This window comes from Xanthomonas vesicatoria ATCC 35937 (assembly GCF_001908725.1).
In the GTDB taxonomy this organism is placed as follows: Bacteria; Pseudomonadota; Gammaproteobacteria; order Xanthomonadales; family Xanthomonadaceae; genus Xanthomonas; species Xanthomonas vesicatoria.
This window is the reverse complement of the sequence record NZ_CP018725.1, coordinates 3199443-3221064: the sequence shown is the minus strand read 5'-3', so window position 1 is coordinate 3221064 and position 21622 is coordinate 3199443. Positions and strand designations below refer to the sequence as shown.

The window sequence follows — 21622 nt, the reverse complement described above, 5'->3', positions numbered from 1 at the left end:
TCAGCGAGTATCCGGTTCTGGCGCAATGCCGGGAAGCGACGCGGTCGTCACGGCGAGCGTGTCTTGCATGCACAGCACGTTGCCGCCTTGTCGCTTTGCTTCGTACAAGGCGCTGTCGGCGAGCGTGTACCAGTCGTTCCAGGCCGCCTCCGCGTCAATCATGCACAGGCCAACACTGACCGAGCAGCCTTGCTCGCTCTGGTTGTTGCACAGGCGCGCTTCCACCGCGCGCACGATGCATTCGCCGATGTGGTGCACCAGCTCCGGGGTGCCTTGCGCCACCAATACACAGAATTCGTCGCCACCGAGACGGCAGGCAAGATCGCCCTCGGCGATGACCGAGCGCAACGCGTGCGCCACGTTCTGCAACACGCGGTCGCCGGCGAGATGCCCAAACTCGTCGTTGATGCGCTTGAAGCGGTCGCAGTCGATCAGGATCAGCCCGACACCCGGCACGTTGCCGGCTCGTCGGCATTCCTGCAGGTACAGCGCCAGACCGCGCCGATTGTGCAGACCGGTCAGTTCGTCGGTCCGGCTGAGTTCTTCGGTGTGGTTGAGCTGGTGCGAGGTGACGTAGAGATTGTCCAGTGCCGCTTCCAGATCGTGGTTGCGCCGGCGTAGCTGACGGATCAGCAACTGCTCGTTGTTGACCACGCGCACGATAGAGCGGCGCAAAAAATGCGCCACCATCGAAGGGTCGTGGTCAACCAGCCGCTGGAAATCGTCGTGCGCCAGCTCAATCAGGCGGCTGTCCATGGATGCGCTGGCACCGGCGCTACGCGCGTGATCGCCGATCAACAGGCCGAGCTCGCCAAAAAATTCACCCGGGCCCAGATGCTTGAGCATCAGGTCCTCGCCGAAATCAAGGTCGATCTGGCCGCTGACCACGATGAACATCTGCGTGCCGATCGCGCCGCGCTCGAACAGCGCTTGGCCTGCGGGAAGCTCACGGGTACGGCCAAAACGGGCGAAAAACGCCAGTTCGTCAGCGGTCATCAACGCATGCAGCCCGTCCGAGAGCGTCTTGGCAACGCTTCCCGTCGGCTCAACTGCGCCTGAGGTGTTGTGGCAAGTCATCCTGTTTCCTTAGGCCGGCCTGCAACGTTAGCCCATGGATAAATCCTACAGGACCCCCTTGTTCAGTACCAGATCACACTGATTCTCACAATTCAAGAGACGAAATGACGGGTATTGCGCGAAAAAAAAGGGCTCGGTTTCCCGAGCCCTCTCCCCCTCCCGGGGTGGCGAAACGTGGGCAGCCCGCTGCAGGCTAGGCCGCCTTCTCGCCGTGAAACTGTTCTTCTTCGGTGGAGCCGCGCAGCGCAGTGGTGGACGACTGCCCCTGCTGGATCGCCTGCGTCACCGCATCGAAATAGCCGGTGCCCACTTCCCGCTGATGCTTGACCGCGGTAAAGCCCATCTGTGCTGCCTCGAATTCGGCTTGCTGCAACTCCACGAAGGCGCTCATCTGGCGGCGGGCATACCCGTGCGCCAGATGGAACATGCCGTAGTTGAGCGCGTGGAAACCGGCCAGTGTAATGAACTGGAATTTGTAGCCATAGCTCGCCAGCTCGGTCTGGAATTTGGCAATGGTGGCATCGTCGAGATTCTTCTTCCAGTTGAAGCTGGGCGAGCAGTTGTAGGCCAGCAACTTGCCCGGAAACTTGGCATGGATGGCGCGTGCGAACGCACGTGCGAATTCCAGATCCGGCTTGCCGGTTTCGCACCAGATCAGGTCCGCATACGGTGCGTACGCCAGCCCGCGACTGATCGCTTGATCCAAGCCGTTGCGGGTCTTGAAGAAGCCTTCGACGGTGCGCTGCCCGGTGGTGAACGGCTGATCGTTGGCGTCCACGTCGCTGGTGATCAGATCCGCCGCTTCGGCATCGGTGCGCGCAATCAGCACCGTCGGCACACCCAACACGTCGGCGGCAAGGCGCGCGGCGTTCAATTTCTCGATGGCTTCGCGCGTGGGCACCAGCACCTTGCCCCCCATGTGGCCGCACTTCTTGACCGATGCCAGCTGATCTTCGAAATGCACGCCCGCAGCGCCGGCTTCGATCATCGCCTTCATCAGCTCGAACGCATTGAGCACGCCGCCAAAACCGGCTTCGGCATCGGCCACGATGGGCTGCAGGAAGTCGATGGCGTCGTTGCCTTCGGCATGATGCAGTTGATCGGCACGCAGCAAGGTGTTGTTGATCCGCTTGACCACCGCCGGCACCGAATCGGCCGGGTACAACGACTGGTCCGGATACATCTGCCCGGCCAGATTGGCATCGGCTGCCACCTGCCAGCCGCTCAGATAGATCGCCTTCAGGCCGGCCTTGACCTGCTGCATCGCCTGGTTGCCGGTCAGCGCGCCCAGCGCATTGACGAACGGGGTGGCGTGCAGCGAGGCCCACAACTTGTCCGCGCCCAGGCGCGCCAGCGAGTGCTCCACATGCACGGTGCCGCGCAGGCGCACCACATCGGCGGCGGTGTAGTTGCGGGTGATGCCGGCCCAGCGCGGGTTGGTGGTCCAGTCCTGCTGCAGTTGTTCGGCGCTTTGCAGTGTGGTGCTCATCTTGCGTTCTCCTGAAGAGGGACGACGGATTGGAACGAGGGAGGAAACCGTGCATGGCACGGCATGCGGCATGGCGAGGCCGTCGCTGCGCATGCGCGCAACGGGCGGTGTCTGCGTGGAGGTGAGGAGTGCAGCGACGCCGTGCGAGGCGGCGTTGCAACGCTGTGCTCAGTCGATCAAGTGGTACGCCGGCACAGTGAGAAAGTCCGCCAGTTCATCCGCACGGCTGAGTTCTTCCAGCAACGCAATCGCCTGGTCGATGCGCGCTGCGCCAGGCAGTGCCGGGGTTGCGCCCAACCGTGCGGGCAATGCGCGCAAGGTTGCCTGCAGCAGCGGTTGATCGATGGCGGTGCCGTCGTCCAGGTGCTGGCCGTGATGCAGCCACTGCCAGAGCTGCGCACGGCTGATTTCTGCGGTGGCGGCGTCTTCCATCAGGTTGTGGATCGGCACGCAGCCATTGCCCTCCAGCCAGGCGGCCAGATACCGCACGCAGACTTCGACATTGCCTTCGAAGCCGGCGCGGGTAACGGTGCCGGCAGACGGCGCGATCAACATGTCGCGCGTCACCTGCACATCGTTGCGCAACACATGATGTTGATGGGCCGTCGGCATGTGCTCGTCGAACAGTTTCATCGCCACCGGAATCAACGCCGGATGCGCCACCCAGGTGCCATCGTGGCCGGCGGTCACTTCGCGCAGCTTGTCGGCGCGCACCCGGGCCATGGCCTGCTCGTTGGCAGCCTCATCGTGATTGATCGGGATCTGTGCCGCCATCCCGCCCATCGCATGTGCGCCGCGGCGGTGACAGGTCTTGATCAGCAGTTCCGAATACGCCTTCAGAAACGGCTGGGTCATGGTGACCTGGCCACGCTCTGGCAGCACGCGGTCGCGGTGCGCCCGAAAAGTCTTGAGATACGAAAAGATGTAGTCCCAACGCCCGCAATTGAGCCCGACGATGCGGTCACGCAGCGCGTGCAGGATCTCGTCCATCTCGAACACCGCCGGCAGCGTTTCGATCAGCACGGTCACCTTGATCTGGCCGTGCGGCAGGCCGAGCATCGCTTCGATATGCGCCAGCGCGGTCTCCCACAGCGCGGCCTCTTCCATGCTCTGCAGCTTTGGCAGGTACAGATACGGGCCGCGGTCCTTGGCCAGCAGCGCGCGGCCATTGTGGAAGGCGAACAGCGCCGCGTCGAACAGGCCGCCGGCCAGCGGCTGACCGTCGATCAGCACGTGCTTTTCGTCCAGGTGCCAACCACGCGGGCGCAAGATCAGCACCGCACGCTCGGCTTCCGGGCGCAGTGCGTAATGCTTGCCGTTGGGGGCATCGAAGCTCAGATCGCCACGCACCGCGGCGGCCAGGGTGCGTTGGCCGGCCAGCAGGTTGCGCCAGGTGGGCGCGGTGGAATCTTCGAAGTCGGCCATGAACACCTTGGCGCCGGAGTTCAGCGCGTTGATGACCATTTTCGGATCGGTCGGGCCGGTGATCTCCACACGGCGGTCCTGCAGCGCCGCCGGCAGCGCGGCCACGCGCCAGTCGCCGGCGCGGATCGCCCGGGTGTCGGCACGGAAGTCCGGCAGCTGGCCGGCATCGAAGGCGGCCTGGCGGGCACGCCGCTGGGTCAGACGCTGCTGGCGGCCAGGCTCAATCGCCCGATGCAGCGAGACCAGCAGCGCCAGCGCAGCCGGCGGCAACAGTTCCGCCTGCCCTGCGACCTGGGTGGTGAGTGACAGACCGGGCGTGGCATGGGCGGTGGGACGGGAAGCGAAAGCGGTGGCAGACATGTGGAGGTCCTTGTGCATCCGAACCTGCACCGTGCGCCGTCGGCAACTATTTGACAAAGCAGTTTTATCAATGCTGTAAATAAGCCAAGCTTATATTTAGCTCGAAATCTGATCCACCATGGTGCCAACCCCTCGATTTTCCTACAAATCCGACCGGCTCAAGCCCCTTCGGGCGTTCTGCCAGACGGTGCGCCTTGGCTCAGTCTCACGGGCGGCTGAGGCGCTCTACGTCAGCCAGCCAGCGGTGACGCTGCAGCTGCAGGCGCTGGAGCGCGATCTGGGCGTGCCCTTGTTCGAGCGTTCCGGGCGACGCCTGGCGCCCAGCCGCGAGGGCCAGCTGCTGTACGACATGGCGCTGCCGCTGGTGGAGAGCCTGGACGGGCTGGAGGCCAGCTTTCGCGAAAAGGTCCGCGGGCTGGATACCGGCGAACTCACCATTGCCGCCAACAGCTCCACCATCCTGTACCTGCTGCCACGCATCGTGGAGAACTTCCGCGCGCGCCACCCGGACGTGCGCCTGACCCTGCATAATGCGATCAGCGCCGATGGCACCGACCTGCTGCGCGAGGACGCGGTGGATCTGGCGGTCGGCTCGATGCTGGATGTGCCGTCCGACCTCAACTACGCGCCGGTGTATTGCTTCGAGCAACTGCTGATCACCCCGCCCGACCATCCGCTGGCGCGCAAGGCCAACGTGTCGCTGCAGGATCTGTCGCCGTATCCGCTGATCCTGCCGCCGCGCCGGCAGGTCACCTACCGCCTGGTCGACCTGATCTTCCAGCAGGCCCGCGTGCCTTACACGGTAGCGCTGGAAGTGGGCGGCTGGGAGGTCATCAAGCAGTATGTGGCGATGGGCATGGGCATTTCCATCGTCACCGCGATCTGCGTGACCGATGCCGATCGCGACAAACTGGCCACACGCTCGCTCAAGGAATATTTCCCCACCCGCAGCTATGGCGTTGTGGTGCGCAAGGGCAAGTATCTGTCGCCGCAGGCACGCGCGTTTATCGAGTTGATCCAACCGGATCTGTTCACGCCGCGCGGGTACGACGAAAGCGGTGATTCGGAACGATAAGGCGTGCACGGCAGGCTCCAAGTTGACTCTTGCGTTCGCTGTGCGTGGGCACCTCATCCGCTCCACTGTTGAAGGCACATTAGGTGACAAGTGCGCGGCAGGCTCTGTGCCGTGCAACAAAATCAGCAAGCGCTACAAGAGCGCGTTGAAGGTGGCCATCAATCGCCACGCGTATGCGCAATGCATCGTGCGCAATGGCTGCGTGTTTGATGCGACGCATCGTCCAGGGCGGCATAAACTCGGCATCCTGCGGCAACGAGCGAGACCTGCGCGTGCAGTACGCGACGGGAACCGGCAACGCCGTGCAAGGTGCTCCATGCGGGCCCAGCTAACTCAACCAATGGAAAGCTGACGCGATGAACTCAACCACGTTGTTGCTGGTGCAGTTGGCAGTGATCCTGTGCGTGGCGCGCCTGTGCGGTGCGCTGCTACGGCGGATAGGACAACCGCCAGTCATCGGTGAAATGGCCGCGGGCCTGTTGCTGGGCCCGATCGCGTTCGGCACGTGGTTGCCGGATCTGCATGGCGCGCTGTTCGCGGCCGAGAGCTTGCCGCCGCTATCGGGCCTGGCCAACCTTGGCGTGGTGCTTTTCATGTTCATCGTCGGCGTGGAGCTGCGCGCGCCCGAAGGCACCAAGGCACAAGTGCGCTCGTCGGTACTGGTCGGTGTGTCGGGCATCGTGCTGCCATTGCTGCTTGGCCTGGCGGCCGCGCCGTGGCTGTTCGCGCGTTTTGCGCCGCAAGGCATGCGCCTTTGGCCATTCGCCTTGTTCATTGCGGCGGCGATGTCGGTCACCGCGTTTCCGGTGCTGGCGCGCATCCTCAAGGACCGCAACATGACGCGCACACCGGCCGGCCGACTGGCACTGGGCGCAGCGGTCATCGACGACGCCACAGTGTGGATCTTCCTTGCGATCGTGCTCACGTTGACCGGCACCCATGCGCACGGCGGCGTGGCGTTTACTGCGTTGGGCGCGCTGGCGCTAATCGCGCTTGTCTTCGGCGTGCTCAAGCCCGCGTATGCGCGGCTGCTCAAGCCACATGCATACGATGGCAGCTATGCAGCGACTGCGCTGGTGTGGGTCTTGATCGGCCTGCTGGGCTGCGCGGCGGTGGCCGAATGGATCGGGTTGCACGCCATCTTCGGTGCGTTCTTGTTTGGTATCTGCCTGCCACGCGAAGACCGCTTGCTGGACCAGCTGGCAGGGCGCATCGAGCCGCTGGCCATCACCTTGCTGATGCCGGTGCTGTTTGCCGTGGCCGGCCAAGCCACCAGCCCCGGTGCGTTTGCCGGCGCCGGGATCGCCGGTTTCCTGCTGGTGATCGGCGTGGCGGTTGCCGGCAAACTGGCCGGCTGCACAGTGGGCGCGCGGCTGAGCGGGCACGATTGGCGCGACAGCCTCACCGTGGGCTCGCTGATGAATGCACGCGGCCTGATGGAGCTGGTGGTGATCAAGATCGGGCTCGATAGCGGCGTGATCGGGCCGGACCTGTTTACGTTGTTGTTCGGCATGACCTTGATCACCACAGTGATGACATCGCCGCTGGTGGCGTGGTTTCAACGCCGGCGGCTTGCGGTGGACACCGTTGCTCTGGAGGGTGGACGCCCGGGTCACTGAGCGCCATCTCGGGCGCTGCTGTCCTGGCGTTGACGACAGCAGGCACAGTAATCACATAGCGTGGTTGCCGAATCCCAGCTGCGTGTTGCGTCGTGCTGCGGCTAACGGCGTGACACGCTGCTTGATCCTAGCCATCCAGCGGAAGCGCCTCGCCGCGCATCCTAGTCGCCATCCTGTCTCCGCGCACCGGCACTTCCCTCAGCGGCACTGCCCACTCCTGCCTCCATGCCTCCAGAGATTGCATCGCGCTACGCACAACTTCCACCGCCGCCAGACCTGGTGACGCAGCTGCGCTGCAGCTGGCGTTATCGGCAAGGTGCGGCAAGCGCACCGGTGCGGGTGTTGCCGGATGGATGTGTCGATCTGATCTGGGATGGCCGTGCGTTGTTCGTTGCCGGCCCCGACCACACCGCGAACATGGCGTGCGTGGCGTCAGGAAACGTGCTCACCGGCGTACGCCTGAGCGCCGGTGCAGCCACTGGCGTGCTCGGCGTGCCGCTCCACCAGCTTGCCGACCAGCGCGTGGCGTTGGACGCGCTGTGGGGTGCCCGCGGCAGCCACTGGCAACAGCGGCTGCGCGAGGGTGGCGATGCCTTGCCTACCTTGCATGCACTGTGTCGGCTACACAGCGTGCCGGTGGACCGGCAGATGGCGTGGATCTTCGCGCAGCTGGCCGACCACGCAGAACTGCGTGTGCCCGCGTTGTGCGCAGCGCTGGGCATCAGCGAACGCCAGCTACGGCGGCGTTGCCACGTGGCATTTGGCTACGGCCCCAAGACCCTGCAACGCATCCTGCGCTTGCAGCGCTTCTTAAGACTGGCTGGCCACTATTCCACGCCCACCGCTGCCGCATTGGAAGCAGGCTACGGCGATGCACCGCATCCGGTGCGCGATGCGCGCCAGCTTGCCAGTCTGAGCCCGCGCGAACTGGTACAGCAGCACGCGCGTTGATGGCCGTTTTCGCCAAGCCGGTGCGCGCATCGCGGTCCATGCTGTGCAGCCACCGACACGCGAGATCCCCATGCACCACAGCGACCAGCATCACCGCATCGACTACCTCGAATTTGCAGTCACCTCGATCGAAGTGGCCAAGGCGTTTTATGGCGCGGCGTTCGATTGGACCTTTCAGCAGTACGGCCCGGACTATTGCGAGTTCCGCGATGGCCGGCTCACTGGCGGGTTCTTCCACGGCACACCGCAGCCGGGCGGCGCGCTGGTGGTGCTGGCTTCCAACGATCTGGCAGCCACGCAGGCGCGTATCGAAACGGCCGGCGGCCTCATCACGCGGCCGGTATTGGCCTTCCCAGGTGGACGCCGTTTCCACTTCACCGATCCGCACGGATATGCGCTGGCGGTCTGGGCACAGGACGCTGGGGACGCGTGAACCGCATTGCGCGAGATAAGTGCCGCACCGCGGTGCCTACCGCCGGTTGAGCCAGTCACTTGCAGCATTGCGCAGTGCTGCATGTAACCGGCGATATGCAATGCGTGCAGTGTCGATATCCTGCGGGTGTGCGTGGGCATTGCGCGCTCGACCATGAGTGCACACAGGGGCCACTGAGCGCCTCACATACGGAGCGCGTCAGGTGCGCATGGGTACGCGGAAGAGCTGCGGTGCGACCGACACCAATGCTTCCGAGTAAAGGGCTCCGTCAGTCCACGGCCGGCCGCCTTGGGGGCGGCGCTCAGTCGCGCCCGTAAAGCCCCAGAAACATCTCTACCGCCGACTCGGCCACCTGCGTTTGCTGGGCGGGCGACAGCGGCGGCTGGCCCATCGCCAACTGCGGCCAGAACGCAAACCCCTTCACTAGCGCCTGTAGCTGTTGCGAAGCGAATTCCGGGTCGACCTCTGCCAGGCGGCCATCGGCCAGCGCAGCGCGCAGCCAGGTGGTGGTGCCCTCTTCCTTGCTGCCCAGTTGCGCCAGCAGCGCGCGGGCACGTTCTGGCGAGTGGATGCCTTCGGCAATTGCCACGCGCGACAGGTCGATGAAGGCCGCATCGTCAAGCAGCCGCAGCTTTTGCTGTAGCAATTGCGTCAACTGCGTGCGCAACGATTGGTCTGGGCGATACGCCAGACTCACCGCATCGGCACTGCGTTGCCACAGCCCGCGCAGGATCTCGCCGAACAACGCGTCCTTGCTGGAAAAGTGGTTGTAGACGGTGCGCTTGGACACGCCCGCCGTGGCGGCCACGCGATCCATGCTGGTGGCCTCGAACCCATGTTGGCGGAATTGGGCGCTGGCCGCCTCGAGAATGGCGTGGCGCTTTCGGTCGGTGAGCCGCTGCTGCGCCGGCGCGGCGGCGGATGAACTGGACATGCCGCAATGTTACACCGCCGGGTTTACATTTCTCAAAACAAAACTACACTGTGTAGTGTAAAGACAGCCCCGGCAGCGCCGGTTCGCCCCTAACGATGGATACCGTCGTGCTCACCCAGTCCCGTCATTTCCCACGCCGCGCTTCGCATGCCGCCTCGCCACAGTTCCGCAATGGCCGCTTCCGCAACGCACTGCCCACCCGCTTGAGTCAGCCCGGCGTGTTGGGGGGCTTGCGCCTGCTATGGGAGGTACTGTTCAACAAGCCCGCGCACACGGTGCCGTCGCGGGCGCTGCCGGTCACGCCACTGACCGCCGCGCAGCTGCAGGCCGCGCCGGATCGCAGCCTGTACCGCCTGGGTCATTCCACGGTGCTGATGAAGCTGCGCGGCGGCCTTTGGCTGACCGACCCGGTGTTCTCCGAGCGCGCCTCGCCGTTTCCGTTTGCAGGCCCCAAGCGCTTCCATGCGCCGCCGATCGCGCTGGATGCGCTGCCGCCGCTGGCCGGGGTGATCCTGTCGCATAACCATTACGACCATCTGGACCGCGCCACCATCCGTGCGTTGGCCGACCGCGTTGGCGTGTTCGTCGCCCCGCTGGGTGTGGGCGATCTGCTGGTGCGCTGGGGCGTGGATCCGGCCAAGGTGCGGCAACTGGATTGGTGGCAGTCGGTGCAGATCGATGGCCTCACGCTCACCGCCACGCCGTCGCGGCATTTTTCCGGGCGCGGCCTGTTCGACCGCGACCGCACGCTGTGGTGCTCGTGGGCGATCCAGGACGCCGACCTGCGGGTGTTCTTCAGCGGCGACGGCGGCTATGGCCCGCATTTCAAGACGATCGGCCAGCGCCTGGGGCCGTTCGATGTCGCACTGATCGAAAACGGCGCCTACGACCAACTATGGCCAGACGTGCACATGCAACCGGAGCAGAGCCTGCAGGCGTTTATCGACATCGGCGGCCGCACCCTGCTGCCGATCCACAACGGCACTTTCGATCTGGCCATGCATGCGTGGACCGAGCCGCTGGACCGGATCTTGGCACTGGCCGATAGCGCCAACGTGGCTATGGCCACGCCGTGCATGGGGGAGCGTGTGGATTTGACCGCGCCGGCAAATCGCGTGCGCTGGTGGCGGCAGGATGCAGGGGCTGCGGCATCGGACAGATTGGCCGCGTCGCAGTAACTTGGCTCAAGGCGTGCGGGCGTTGCCATGATGCCTTGATCGCACGCGGATGCGCGACACCCGGTGCCGTTGCAGCGTCACGGCCTCACCCGCTCTGTGATCGGTGAGCAACCTCGCTACCCCGGCCACGGGGCGATTCGGGTATGGCGACATCGATTCTGCTGACCAATAGGGATGCTGCCAGCGGAGTGATTCAATCCACGCGCAATGCGGTTCGCGGCTGGATCTTTCATCTCGTAAACGGCTGCGTCGCATGTTTGGCCTCGATGCTCTTTTCGAGCCATGGCCAACACGCCGCCCGTCGACACTGCCCCGGCTCCGTGATGCGTGGCGATCGCATTCTTCGGCACCGGACAGCGATCGATGCCGCCACTTCATACAGCGCCAGGAGATATCTGATGAAGACTGCTGTATCTGCCAATCCACTCAAACGCAGTGCTCCAACCGTAAGTCCGCATCCCCACGAGATCGAACATGCGTCCCCGGATGCCTCGCCCGGCCATCCGGATCTCCGGCCCGAGGGCGCGTTGACCCAGCTGTCGCCCCGTCCGAGCAAGCGCAGCAGGCACGCCACTGACCTACCCGGTGCGACTGGTCTGCAGGTTGCGCCGTCCGGGCCGTCCTCATCCTCTGGCAAGGCGGTAAAGACCACTGGATCGGCCAATCCATTCAAACGTAGTGCGTCGACCTTAAGCCCGTCTCTGCACGAGATCGAAGAAGCATCCCAGGATGGCTCGCCCGAGGGCGCATTGCCCATGCCATCGCCCCGCCCGAGCAAGCGCAGCAGGCAGAGCGCACCTGCCAGGGTACCGACACCTCAGACCGCCAACCGCCCGGGTGCGACTGAATTGCAGGTTTCGCAGCCTGCACTGTCGCCCCCCGGCACGGCGTCGCTCGTGCGACTCAAGGAGACACTGGCTGCCGACAACCTGCGCCCGGTCGAGGCGGAACTGGCCGCCGAACTCATCAACAAGATCAGGCCGATGAAATCGCCGGTCACCACGGGGACGCATGGACGCGCAGCAACACACGCAGATCTGTTGAGCCGTATCCACGAAGCAGATGCGATGGCTTGGTACAAGGCGCAGGGATTGAGCGAAAGCGACGTGTCCCAGATGAGACGCACCGCATTGCTGTCCGGCATGCCCAACCCCACCGGCAGTTTTCTCAACAATGCGATGCAGTACATCGTCTCGCCCTGGATCAACTACGCAACCCGGCAACCTTGGGCAGGAGCTGGATTCGCATTTGCGACGGCGGCCATCGGCGCACCGATGAACGCCGCCCAGCAGTCGGCAGTGGTCAGCCTGTGCGAGTCCATCCGCGAGCATGGCGGTCACGTCATCGTGCCGGACAAGAAAGAGATCAACGACAAGCATTGGCTTCCGGACCTTGCGAAGGCGCTGGAAAGCCACCTCAAAGAATTCAGTCGCTGCTGCGACACGTTCCACGCACTCAAGAACGCCGAAAACCAGACGCCAACCTACGAGCTCACCGCCGCAGCCGAGCAATTGCTGCAGGCGGAAACGCGCCTGCATCAGGCCCAGCACGACTTTGTCATGACCCAGGGTGCGCACGAGCGGCAATGGATGGGCAACCGCTGGCAGGCCGTCCCGCGCATCCTGCGTTCGCCCTTGGCGAGCACGCTGGGCCTGCTCAGCAAAACCGGTGCAATGCGGGCATTGTCACCGACCGCACAGACCGTCGGCGCATTGTTGATGACGGCCGCGCAGCATGTGGCTGCCGGCTTCGACGAACAGGCAAAGCAGGACTACAACAACAAGCTCAATCTGCTGTACGCAGATGTATTGACCGACACAGGCAAGTCGAAACTCGCACGTGGTGAGCCGGTTGCGGCCCAGGAGATCGATCAGAACAAACTCCGCAAACTGATTCAGTCGCCCACCCAGGCTCTGGTCAAACGCGTCATCAACGGGTTGGTGTCGATGGAAAAAGCGCTCAAGGCCGAAACCGCCGCCTCGCCCTCGCCGCAGGGGTCGGCAAGCGCAGACGACCTGGATCTGGAAGCAGGCCACGGCAGCGGCCTGTCGAAGAAATTGAATTTGCTGAGCCAGGACCTGCAGGCCATGCGCGAAGGCAGGTTGGACGAACTCGATCCCGACGGGGTCGCTGCGAAGTTGCTGCTCGGCGCCGAGAAGTCGGTGATATCGCTTCAACTGATCAGCGATATCCTCAAGAAATACACTTCCCGCGAGTTCTCCGCACAGACCGCCCAACGCCTTGGCCAGATGTTCCATCTCGGCGTGCTGGGCAGCGCGGCGTCGTCGGTGATCGGCAAGCTCACCTCCGCGGTGCAAGGCGGAACGCGAAAGGTTCCGACCGCGCAAACCCTGGGAATCGCCGCCGCGTCGGGAGCCATGGCTGCGGTCGGCGCGCTGAATCAGCACACTGCCATCACCGTCAAGAACAACCGCCGCGAGGGCGACACCGACATCGGCTTGAAGCAGCAGGTCCTGCGCGGCGTGATGGGGGGTGCCAACGAAGCCCTGTCGCAGCGTCGGGCGGCCAAGGCGAGTCAAGCGATCAACGCGCTTCTGGAGAGCAACGACATCAATGTGGAAGCGTTGCTGAGTGAGGCCAGGGCGCTCGTCCGATAGTCCGGGGCAACGTCTCATCTGCAGCGCAGGAAGCGCTGCCGCTGTCCCTGCCGCAGGCCATGAGACGCCTGCGGCAGGCGGTGGCGTTCCGCATCGGGTTGGCGCGACGTGATCGTGCAATGCGGACGATCAGACGCCGTCGCCGGCGTGATGTGCCGCCAATCCGTGAGATGCAGCATGAAGGGGATATCCCCCTAGGTCGTTGCCGGCATCCGCGTGCGTTGTGCACGCGGATGTCTCACTCGGTCAGCCCACGACTTTCCAGCAGCGCCTTGACGCTGGGGTCCCTGCCGCGGAAATCGCGATAAAGCTTGGTCACATCCACCGAATTGCCCGGCGCGAGAATCTTTGCCCGGAAAAGATCCCCGTTCTTACGCGTCAGCCCCCCATTCTTGCTGATCCAGTCGAATGCGTCATCGTCGATGACTTCCGACCAGAAGTACGCGTAGTAGCTAGCCGCATAACCGCGACTCCAGATATGGTCGAAATAACTTGCGCTGTAACGTGGCGGAACTTCGGGCAGATCCACCTTGAAACGCTTCAATGTATCGGCCTGAAATGCACTGACATCCTGCATTTTTTCCGTCGCTGGCCGACCGTGCAGGGCAAGGTCCACAATCTGCGCCGACAGCGATTCGGTCACCAGGTAGCCACTGTTGAAGGTCCTTGCAGCCTTCAATTTCTGCACCAATGCCTCCGGCATCGCAGCTCCGGTTTTGTAATGCCTTGCGTAATGCGCGAACACTGCCGGATCGGTCGCCCAGTGCTCGTTGAACTGCGAAGGAAACTCGGCGAAATCGCGCGGCACATGGGCGCTGTCCAATGAGGAGTACTTCGTTGTCGACAGCATGTAGTGCAGTGCATGCCCGAATTCATGAAACATCGTGGTGACCTCTTCCATGCTCAGCAACGCGGGCTGCCCATCGGCCGGCTTGGTGTAGTTGCACACGTTGTAGACCACCGACTTGGCGCCGGTGAGCCCATTGCGCTGGACCAGCGAACCTGCCCACGAGCCACCGGACTTGCTCTCACGCTGAAAGTAGTCGGTGTAGAACAAGGCTAATGAGGCGCCATCCACGTCGAAGACTTCGTAGACCTTCACGTCTGGGTGATAGGTCGGGATATCCGTGCGCTGCTTGAAGGTGAGCCCATACAGCTGCGTGGCCGCATAGAAGACCCCGTCATTGAGCACGGTGTCCAGGGCGAAATATGGCTTGATCTGCGACTGGTCCAGATCGTACTTGGCTTTGCGCACCTGCTCGGCGTAAAAGTCCCAGTCCGACGCCGCCAGCGTGAAGCCGCCATGCTGCGCATCGATCAGCGCCTGGATGCGTGCCGCTTCGCGTCGTGCCTTGGCCGTGGCGGCCGGCACGGTGTCGGTCAGCAACTTGAGTGCCGCCTGCGGCGTCTTGGCCATCTGGTCACGCAGGCTGTAGGCGGCATAGCTGTCGTATCCAAGCAGCCTGGCGCGCTCGGCACGTACCTCCAACAGGCGCTTGATGGTGTCACGGGTGTCGTTGGCGTCGCCTTGTTCGGCCCGTTTTTTTGAAGCCTGCAGGACCTGCGCACGCAATGCGCGATCTTTCAGCGACGCCAGCACCGGTTGCTGAGTGGTGCTTTGAAGGCTCAGCAGATACTTGCCCTCAAGCTTGCGCGCCTTGGCGGCAGCCGCAGCGGCGGCGATCTCTTCCTCGCTCATGCCAGCGAGCTTCGCCCTGTCGTCCACCACGACCGCAGCCGCCAACGCCGCAGCCGTCAATTTATTGTGGTACTGGGTGGTGAGGTTGGTCTCTTCCAGGTTGAGTTTGCGCAAGGTGGCTTTGTCGGCGTCGGACAGCTGTGCTCCGGCGTCGATGAAGTTGTCGTAGCCGCGCTCGAGCAGGCGCTGTTGTTCCGGCGTCAGTGCAAGCGTGTCGCGCCGATCGTAAACGGCTTTGAAGCGTGCAAAGAGCTTGGCATCCAGTGCGATCTCATCACCGAACGCAGCCAGCTTTGGGCCGATGTCTTCTTCGATTTTCCGCCGCGCGTCGTTGGTGTCGGCAGTTGAAATGCCAAAGAACACGTTGGAGACGTAGCCGAGCGTTGCACCGCTGCGCTCCAAGGCTTCCACCGTGTTTTCGAAGGTGGGCGGCTCGGGATTCTCGGTGATCTTGTGCAACTCGTCACGGGCCAGGCGAATGCCTTCTTCGAAGGCAGGCAGATAGTCGCTGTCGCGAATCTTGTCGAACGGCGGCGCCTGCAGTGGCAGCGTGCTGGGTGCGAGCAGCGGGTTGGACGACAGATCGGAGCCAGTGGTCGTCGTTGGGGCAGCTTCGGTAGCCGATGATGCGCGCGGGGAGCTTTTGTCCGAACATGCGGCCAACGCAAAGGTGACGGCGACAGCCAGGATGAGCGAGCGTTGCATGGTGTCTTGCTCCTGCAGAACAGGTAATCGGGCACAGCACCGCTACCTAGACCTCAGGCATCATGCTCTGAATTAAGGAAGGCACGCCCTACGCAGCGATGCGCAGCGTTGGCGGTAGTGCAGTATCTGGAGGAGGCCTGCGTGACACCCCGCAAATACCGAATATGTGGCGTCACAAACGAAACGGGATGGCACCGCCATCCCGTTTCGATGCCTCATTGGAGGCTGCCGATCACTCGGTCAGCCCACGATTTTCCAGTAGCGCCTTGACGCCGGGATCCTTGCCGCGGAAATCGCGGTACAACGTGGCCAAATCGACCGCGTTGCCGCGCGAGAGAATCTTGGCGCGGAAGGTGTCGCCGTTCTTGCGGGTCAGGCCGCCGTTTTCCTTGAACCATTCGAACGCATCGTCATCGAGCACTTCCGACCAGAAGTACGCGTAGTAACCGGCCGAGTAACCGCCGCCCCAGATGTGGTCGAAATAGGTGCTGCGATACCGCGGGGGCACTTCGGCCAGATCGACCTTGAAACGCTTGAGCGCATCGGCCTCGAACTTGCTCACGTCCTGCAGCGGCGCATCGGCTGGCTGGGTGTGCCAGGCCAGATCGAGCAACGCCGCCGACAGGTATTCGGTGGTGGCGTACCCGCTGTTGAAGGTCTTGGCCTTCTTGATCTTTTCCACCAGCTCGGCCGGCATCGCTGCACCGGTTTGATAATGCTTGGCGTAGTTGGCGAAGACCTTGGGATCGGAGGCCCAGTGCTCGTTGAACTGCGAGGGGAATTCCACAAAATCGCGCGAGGTGCTGGTGCCGGCGATCGAGGGGTATTTCACCTTGGAGAACATGCCGTGCAGCGCGTGGCCGAACTCATGGAACAGCGTGGTGACGTCGTCGAAACTCAGCAACGCCGGCTGGCCGGCCGCGGGCTTGGTGAAGTTGCAGACGTTGTAGACCACCGGCTTTGCGCCGGTGAGGCCATCCTGTTCGACGAACACGTCCATCCACGCGCCACCGGACTTGCTGTCGCGCTTGAAGTAGTCGGTATAGAACAGCGCCAGCGAGGTGCCGTCGGCATCAAAGACTTCGTACACCTTCATGTCGGCGTGGTAGGTCGGGATGTCGGTGCGCTGCTTGAAGGTGATGCCGTACAACTGCGTGGCTGCATAAAACACGCCGTTCTGCAGCACGTTGTCCAGCTCGAAGTACGGCTTGATCTGCGACTCGTCCAGGTCGTACTTGGCCTTGCGCACCTGTTCGGCGTAGAAGTCCCAGTCGGACGCGGCGAGCTTGAAATCTCCTTTCTGCGTGTCGATCACCTTCTGCATCTCGCCCACTTCGCGGCGTGCCTTGGCAGTGGCCGCCGGCACGGTGTCGGTCAGCAGTTTCAGCGCCGCATCCGGGGTCTTGGCCATCTGGTCGCCCAGGCTGTAGGCGGCGTAGTTGTCGAAGCCGAGCAACTTGGCTTTCTGCGCGCGCAGCTGTGCCAGGCGCTGGATAGTCTGGCGGGTGTCGTTGGCATCGCCCTTTTCTGCGCGGGTTTCGGAAGCCTTGAGCACGTCGGCGCGCAGCTGACGGTCCTTCAGCGACGCCAGCACCGGCTGCTGGGTGGTGTTCTGCAAGGTGAGCAGATATTTGCCATCGAGCTTGCGCGCCTTGGCGGCATCGGCGGCGGCGGCGATGTCGCCCTCGCTCAGGCCGTCGAGTTTGGCCTTGTCATCCACCACCACCGCACCGGCCGCGGACGCTGCAACCAGACGCGTATGGAACTGCGTGGACAGCGTGGTTTCTTCCACGTTGAGCTTGCGCAGGCTGTCCTTGTCGGCATCGGAGAGCTGCGCGCCGGAGCGCACCAGATCTTCGTAATCGCGCTCGACCAGGCGCTTTTGTTCCGGTTCCAGGTTCAATGTGTCGCGCTGGTCGTAGATCGTCTTGACGCGTGCGAACAGCTTCGGGTCGAGATTGATCTCGTCCTGGTGCGCAGCCAGCTTGGGCGCGATCTCTTCCTGGATTTTCTGACGCGCGTCGCTGGTATCGGCCTGCACCAGCCCGAAGAAGATGCGCAACACGCGCGTGAGCGTTTCGCCGCTGCGCTCCATCGCTTCGATGGTGTTGTCGAAGGTGGGCGCTTCGGGGTTGTCGGCGATCTTGCGGATGTCGGCCAGATGCAGGCGCATGCCTTCTTCGAACGCCGGCAGGTAATCTGCGTCCTTGATCTTGTCGAACGGCGGCGCCTGGAATGGCAGGGTGCTTGCGCTCAGCAACGGGTTCGGCGCTGCGTCCGCGGCCGGCGTGGTGGTCTTTTCGGGCACGGTGGTGGACTCCTTACCGGATGGTTCTTTTCCAGAACATGCGGCCAATGCCAGGGTGATGGCAGCGGCCAGAACGACGGTACGCGACATGGCGTGTGATTCCTGAGTGGGTACGGCAGCCGGTCACGCTAGCGGGTTTTGCCGCCTGCGGCATGTGCCGTTGGCTGGGGGATCGATGAATGGTTGTGCGGCGCTGACGCAACCGGCTTGCCATGATCGGCCAGCCGCGCCCGTCAGAGCGTCTCGTCCTTGAAGATCGCAACATGCGGCGTGCCATCGGCGCCGATCCAGCCGCGGTACATGCCTTCGGTATTGAACGGGAACGCGATGTTGCCCTGCGCATCCAGCGCGATGGCGCCGCCATCGCCACCGGCGGTGGGAATCTGCTGGTCGATCACCGCCTCGGCCGCCTGGCGCAGCGATTGGCCGGCATATTTCATGCGTGCGCAGATATCGTAGGCCGCCACCGCACGGATATAGAACTCGCCCCAGCCGGTGCCGGACACCGCGCACTGCGCATTGGCATAGGTGCCGGCGCCGATGATGGGCGCATCGCCCACGCGGCCGTAGCGCTTGTTGGTCATGCCGCCGGTGGAGGTGCCAGCGGCCAGATGACCGTCGCGGTCCAGCGCCAGCGCGCCGACGGTGCCGAAGTGCTTGGCGGTTTCCAGGTCGAGCGCAGCCTGCGCCTGACGGTCGCCGGCTTCGGCCTTGAGCGCCTTTTGCAGCTGTTGCCAGCGCTTGTCGGTACGGAAATACGATGGATCGACCAGGGTGACGCCCTGCTCGCGCGCGAACTGCTCGGCGCCATCGCCGACCAGCATCACGTGCTTGGAGCGGTCCATGACCATGCGCGCCAGCAGGATCGGGTTCTTGACCGTGTGCACGCCGGCGATCGCGCCGGCCTTGCCGCTGGCGCCGTCCATGATGGCGGCATCCAGTTCGTTCTTGCCGTCATGGGTGAACACCGCACCGCGCCCGGCGTTGAACTGCGGCGCATCTTCCAGCACGGTAATGGTGGCCGCCACCGCATCCACTGCGCTGCCGCCGCGGTTCAACACCGCATGCCCGGCACGCAGCGCGTTGCATCGCCTCACGTGCCTGAGCTTGTTCATCGGGCGAAAGGCTGGATTTTTCCACGCCCGCACCGCCATGGATCACCAGCATCGGCGTGGCCGCCAGCACCGGGCCGGTACATAGCAATAAGGATAGGCACAACGCGCGAGCGGATGAGGCGATCATGGTGTTCCCTCGGTGCAAGTGATCAAGATTGTCGGTGGGGCGGGCACGGGTCAACCCATTCTCGCAAGCGAGAGGACCTGTTCGGCGTTGAGCGAGGCGTTCGGTCGCACGTGACCGCAGCGCCTAAGTGAGGTGCTGCACGAGGCACGCAAGAGTTGAAGCAGCCAACCGATGAAAAGTATCTAGCGTGCATGCGTTTGAGGAAGATCACGCGTTGCGTCGGACAGCCGTTGCTGAAACGTCGTCCCCAGCATCCGACCCACTGCGCCGAGCCTGGTGGCCACACTCTCAGGATCGAACGATCGGCCTTGCAGCACCGTATCCGCTGCGTTGTGCAGCGCATCCGCCAAGTGTGCAGCGGCACGCACCGACAGAGGTGATGCACTGTGACTTCCGAGGCGCCCCGCCAGCAGGCGCCGGATCTTATATAGCGCGAATACGAACAGCTGTTGCTGGGTCAGGCTCATTCGAACACTCTCTTCATGTGCCCGTAGGCCTGATCCCACCGCCGGGCACTGCATCGTGTTTCAAACAGCCGCGACATGCGGTGAACTCACACGCACGTGCCGCGACTCGTCCGCCCCCTACAACGTATCGCGATGCTTGCCGCGCCACGGGCGGTACCAGGCGCGGACGGCGGCGATATCGGCAGCCATGTCGTTACCGGTCCAGAACGGCTCGCCAATACCCACGGTCTTGCTGGGGTAATCGAAATACACCGGCAGGATCGGTACCTTGGCATCGGAGGCGATCTTCCAGAAACCGGCCTTCCAGTTTTCCACGCGCTTGCGCGTGCCCTCGGGGGTGATCACGTACCACATCTGCTCGGAGTTGCGGATCAACCGCACCGCCTGGCCGATAGTGCCCTGCGGCGAGCTGCGGTCCAGCGGGATGGCGCCCAGCTTGCGCAGCAGCGGGCCCAGCGGCCACCAGAACAGCTGCGCCTTGCCCAGCACGCGCACATCGAAGCCGAGCGCGAATTTGGCCGCAAAGCCCAGGAAGCCGTCCCAGTTGGACGAATGCGGGGCGACGATCATCACCAGCTTGGGTTCGTCGGGCAGCCGCCCGAGTAGGCGCCAGCCGGTCAGACGCAGCGCCGTGCGCCCCAGCCAGCGGCCGAAGCGGCCATGTGCGCGCGGCATTCTGGGCGGGGATGGCTGCAGCAGGATGTTGGCCTGTGTTACCGGTGGCAACGACGGGTCGGGTTGACTCACGCTTACTCCCAGTGGGACGCAGAGCGTCCACGCTTGATATGGCTGCGCTCACGCTTGGCATCCAGCCGCCGCAGCTTGGCACCGTGACTCGGTTTGGTGGCGACCCGCCGCTTGGGCACCGACAGGCACGCACTGATGATCTCGGCCAGTCGCTCGCGTGCATCGTCGCGGTTGCGGTCCTGGGTGCGGAAGCGCTGCGCGTCGATCACCAGCACGCCATCGGCGGTCATGCGCCGATCGCGGCGTGACAGCAGCCGCGCGCGCAACGGTTCGGGCAGCGAGGGCGATCCGGCCACGTCGAAGCGCAGCTCCACTGCGGTGGACACCTTGTTGACGTTCTGCCCGCCCGCGCCGCTGGCGCGCACGAAGCGTTCGACGAGTTCGCTGGGCGGAATCGTCAGGCTGGGGGTGATCTGGATCGGGTCGCTGGCCATTGTCCGGCGATTGTATCGGCAGCGGCGTGGACGCGCGCGCGAACGCCGGCTTCCCGTATGCTGCGGCCGGTTCCCAGATTGCAGGATGCTCCGATGACACCCGATTCACTCGCCGCCGCAGGCGCACTCGCCCGCCGCCTATTACTGCTCGCGCTGCTAGCCTGTGCCGCTCCGGCCGCGCTCGCACAGGCACCCACCGATGCCGACGTCAACCGTCTATTGGCCGCCTCGCGCGCGCAGACCATGCTGGACACCATGCTGCCGCAGATCGAAGCGATGCAGCAGCAACAGTTTGCCCAGCTCACCGCGCAGCGCCAGCTCGATGCCGACCAGCAGGCGCAGCTGCAACGCATCCAGGACCGCACCCGCCAGACCGTGCGCAAGGCGCTGTCGTGGTCGGAGCTGCGCCCGATGTATGTGGACATCTACAAGCGCTCGTTCTCGCGCGAGGACGTGCTGGCCATGGCCGAGTTCTATGAGAGCTCGGCCGGCCAGAGCCTGCTGGACAAGACCCCGGCGCTGACCCAGAACCTGATGGGCGCCATCCAGCAGAAGATGCTGCCGCTGTTTGCCGATCTGCAGAAGGATCTGGAGAAGATCGTCAATGAGCCGGCGGCGGCGCAGAAGCCCTGAAGGGCTGGGATTGGGGGATTGGGATTCGTAACAGCGTGATCCCGACGGTTGCCGATGCGGGGTTGATTGCGCCGACGAGGACAGCAGCACCCAACTTTCCTGCCAACGAGGCACGCCTGCTTTAGCGCCTTTCCTGCGGGAGAGGGGGCTGGGGCGATGAGGGTAAGGGGCGAAGCAACACGCGCATCCAAACTCCACCAGGCTTCGCTCGTACCCTCATCCGCTCCT

Annotated in this window: 16 protein-coding genes and 1 pseudogene; 7 read left to right on the top strand and 10 right to left on the bottom strand. The window is 63.9% G+C overall.

The features are described from left to right. The 3 genes from BJD12_RS13885 to aceB all read right to left on the bottom strand — a co-directional run bounded on the left by BJD12_RS13885 (nt 1) and on the right by aceB (nt 4351). Entirely contained in the window at nt 1-1077 is a 1077-nt protein-coding gene (locus BJD12_RS13885) for a GGDEF domain-containing protein (RefSeq protein ID WP_042827665.1), read from the bottom strand. A gap of 193 nt (nt 1078-1270) precedes the next feature. After that, the gene (aceA, locus tag BJD12_RS13880) at nt 1271-2566 is read right to left on the bottom strand and encodes an isocitrate lyase (protein WP_005988994.1); all 1296 of its coding nucleotides are present in this window, start codon (nt 2564-2566) and stop codon (nt 1271-1273) included. A gap of 168 nt (nt 2567-2734) precedes the next feature. Next, on the bottom strand, nt 2735-4351 hold the full coding sequence (aceB, locus tag BJD12_RS13875) for a malate synthase A (protein ID WP_042827664.1): 1617 nt from the start codon (nt 4349-4351) through the stop codon (nt 2735-2737). Between the two features lie 118 nt (nt 4352-4469). On the opposite strand from aceB, the gene BJD12_RS13870 reads away from it, so the two are divergent. From BJD12_RS13870 to BJD12_RS13855, 4 genes are all read left to right on the top strand, one after another. Further along, entirely contained in the window at nt 4470-5426 is a 957-nt protein-coding gene (locus BJD12_RS13870) for a LysR family transcriptional regulator (protein WP_042827663.1), read from the top strand. 356 nt (nt 5427-5782) lie between these two features. After that, entirely contained in the window at nt 5783-7045 is a 1263-nt protein-coding gene (locus BJD12_RS13865) for a cation:proton antiporter (protein WP_005988989.1), read from the top strand. A gap of 225 nt (nt 7046-7270) precedes the next feature. Further along, a complete protein-coding gene (locus BJD12_RS13860) occupies nt 7271-7996 on the top strand; it encodes a helix-turn-helix domain-containing protein (RefSeq protein WP_005988987.1) in 726 nt (241 codons plus the stop codon). A gap of 70 nt (nt 7997-8066) precedes the next feature. Then, on the top strand, nt 8067-8429 hold the full coding sequence (locus BJD12_RS13855) for a VOC family protein (protein WP_005988985.1): 363 nt from the start codon (nt 8067-8069) through the stop codon (nt 8427-8429). Between the two features lie 301 nt (nt 8430-8730). Here the strand turns inward: BJD12_RS13855 and BJD12_RS13850 are convergent, their stop codons facing one another. Next, a complete protein-coding gene (locus tag BJD12_RS13850) occupies nt 8731-9363 on the bottom strand; it encodes a TetR/AcrR family transcriptional regulator (RefSeq protein ID WP_005988983.1) in 633 nt (210 codons plus the stop codon). Between the two features lie 95 nt (nt 9364-9458). Here BJD12_RS13850 and BJD12_RS13845 point away from each other — a divergent pair, with 95 nt between their 5' ends. Further along, nucleotides 9459-10541 (top strand): MBL fold metallo-hydrolase, encoded by a 1083-nt coding sequence (locus tag BJD12_RS13845; RefSeq protein ID WP_005988981.1) that lies wholly within the window; start codon nt 9459-9461, stop codon nt 10539-10541. A 323-nt stretch (nt 10542-10864) separates the two neighbouring features. Beyond that, the gene (gene xopN, locus BJD12_RS13840) at nt 10865-13159 is read left to right on the top strand and encodes a type III secretion system effector XopN (protein WP_005988979.1); all 2295 of its coding nucleotides are present in this window, start codon (nt 10865-10867) and stop codon (nt 13157-13159) included. A 238-nt stretch (nt 13160-13397) separates the two neighbouring features. Here xopN and BJD12_RS13835 read toward each other — a convergent pair whose 3' ends face one another. The 6 genes and pseudogenes from BJD12_RS13835 to arfB all read right to left on the bottom strand — a co-directional run bounded on the left by BJD12_RS13835 (nt 13398) and on the right by arfB (nt 20761). After that, the gene (locus BJD12_RS13835) at nt 13398-15563 is read right to left on the bottom strand and encodes a M3 family metallopeptidase (RefSeq protein WP_005988977.1); all 2166 of its coding nucleotides are present in this window, start codon (nt 15561-15563) and stop codon (nt 13398-13400) included. A 232-nt stretch (nt 15564-15795) separates the two neighbouring features. Beyond that, nucleotides 15796-17961, bottom strand: a complete 2166-nt coding sequence (gene dcp / locus BJD12_RS13830; protein WP_005988975.1) for a peptidyl-dipeptidase Dcp — start codon at nt 17959-17961, stop codon at nt 15796-15798. Between the two features lie 143 nt (nt 17962-18104). Beyond that, nucleotides 18105-19113: pseudogene (locus tag BJD12_RS13825) on the bottom strand (isoaspartyl peptidase/L-asparaginase family protein). 182 nt (nt 19114-19295) lie between these two features. After that, the gene (locus BJD12_RS13820; RefSeq protein ID WP_005988971.1) at nt 19296-19580 is read right to left on the bottom strand and encodes a hypothetical protein; all 285 of its coding nucleotides are present in this window, start codon (nt 19578-19580) and stop codon (nt 19296-19298) included. A gap of 117 nt (nt 19581-19697) precedes the next feature. Next, complete coding sequence (locus BJD12_RS13815) at nt 19698-20327, bottom strand: lysophosphatidylcholine acyltransferase (protein WP_039423989.1); 630 nt, start codon at nt 20325-20327, stop codon at nt 19698-19700. 2 nt (nt 20328-20329) lie between these two features. Continuing rightward, a complete protein-coding gene (gene arfB / locus BJD12_RS13810; protein WP_005988961.1) occupies nt 20330-20761 on the bottom strand; it encodes an alternative ribosome rescue aminoacyl-tRNA hydrolase ArfB in 432 nt (143 codons plus the stop codon). Nucleotides 20762-20818: 57 nt separating this feature from the next. Here arfB and BJD12_RS13805 point away from each other — a divergent pair, with 57 nt between their 5' ends. Continuing rightward, on the top strand, nt 20819-21394 hold the full coding sequence (locus tag BJD12_RS13805) for a DUF2059 domain-containing protein (protein ID WP_039423987.1): 576 nt from the start codon (nt 20819-20821) through the stop codon (nt 21392-21394). Nucleotides 21395-21622 lie beyond the last annotated feature (228 nt).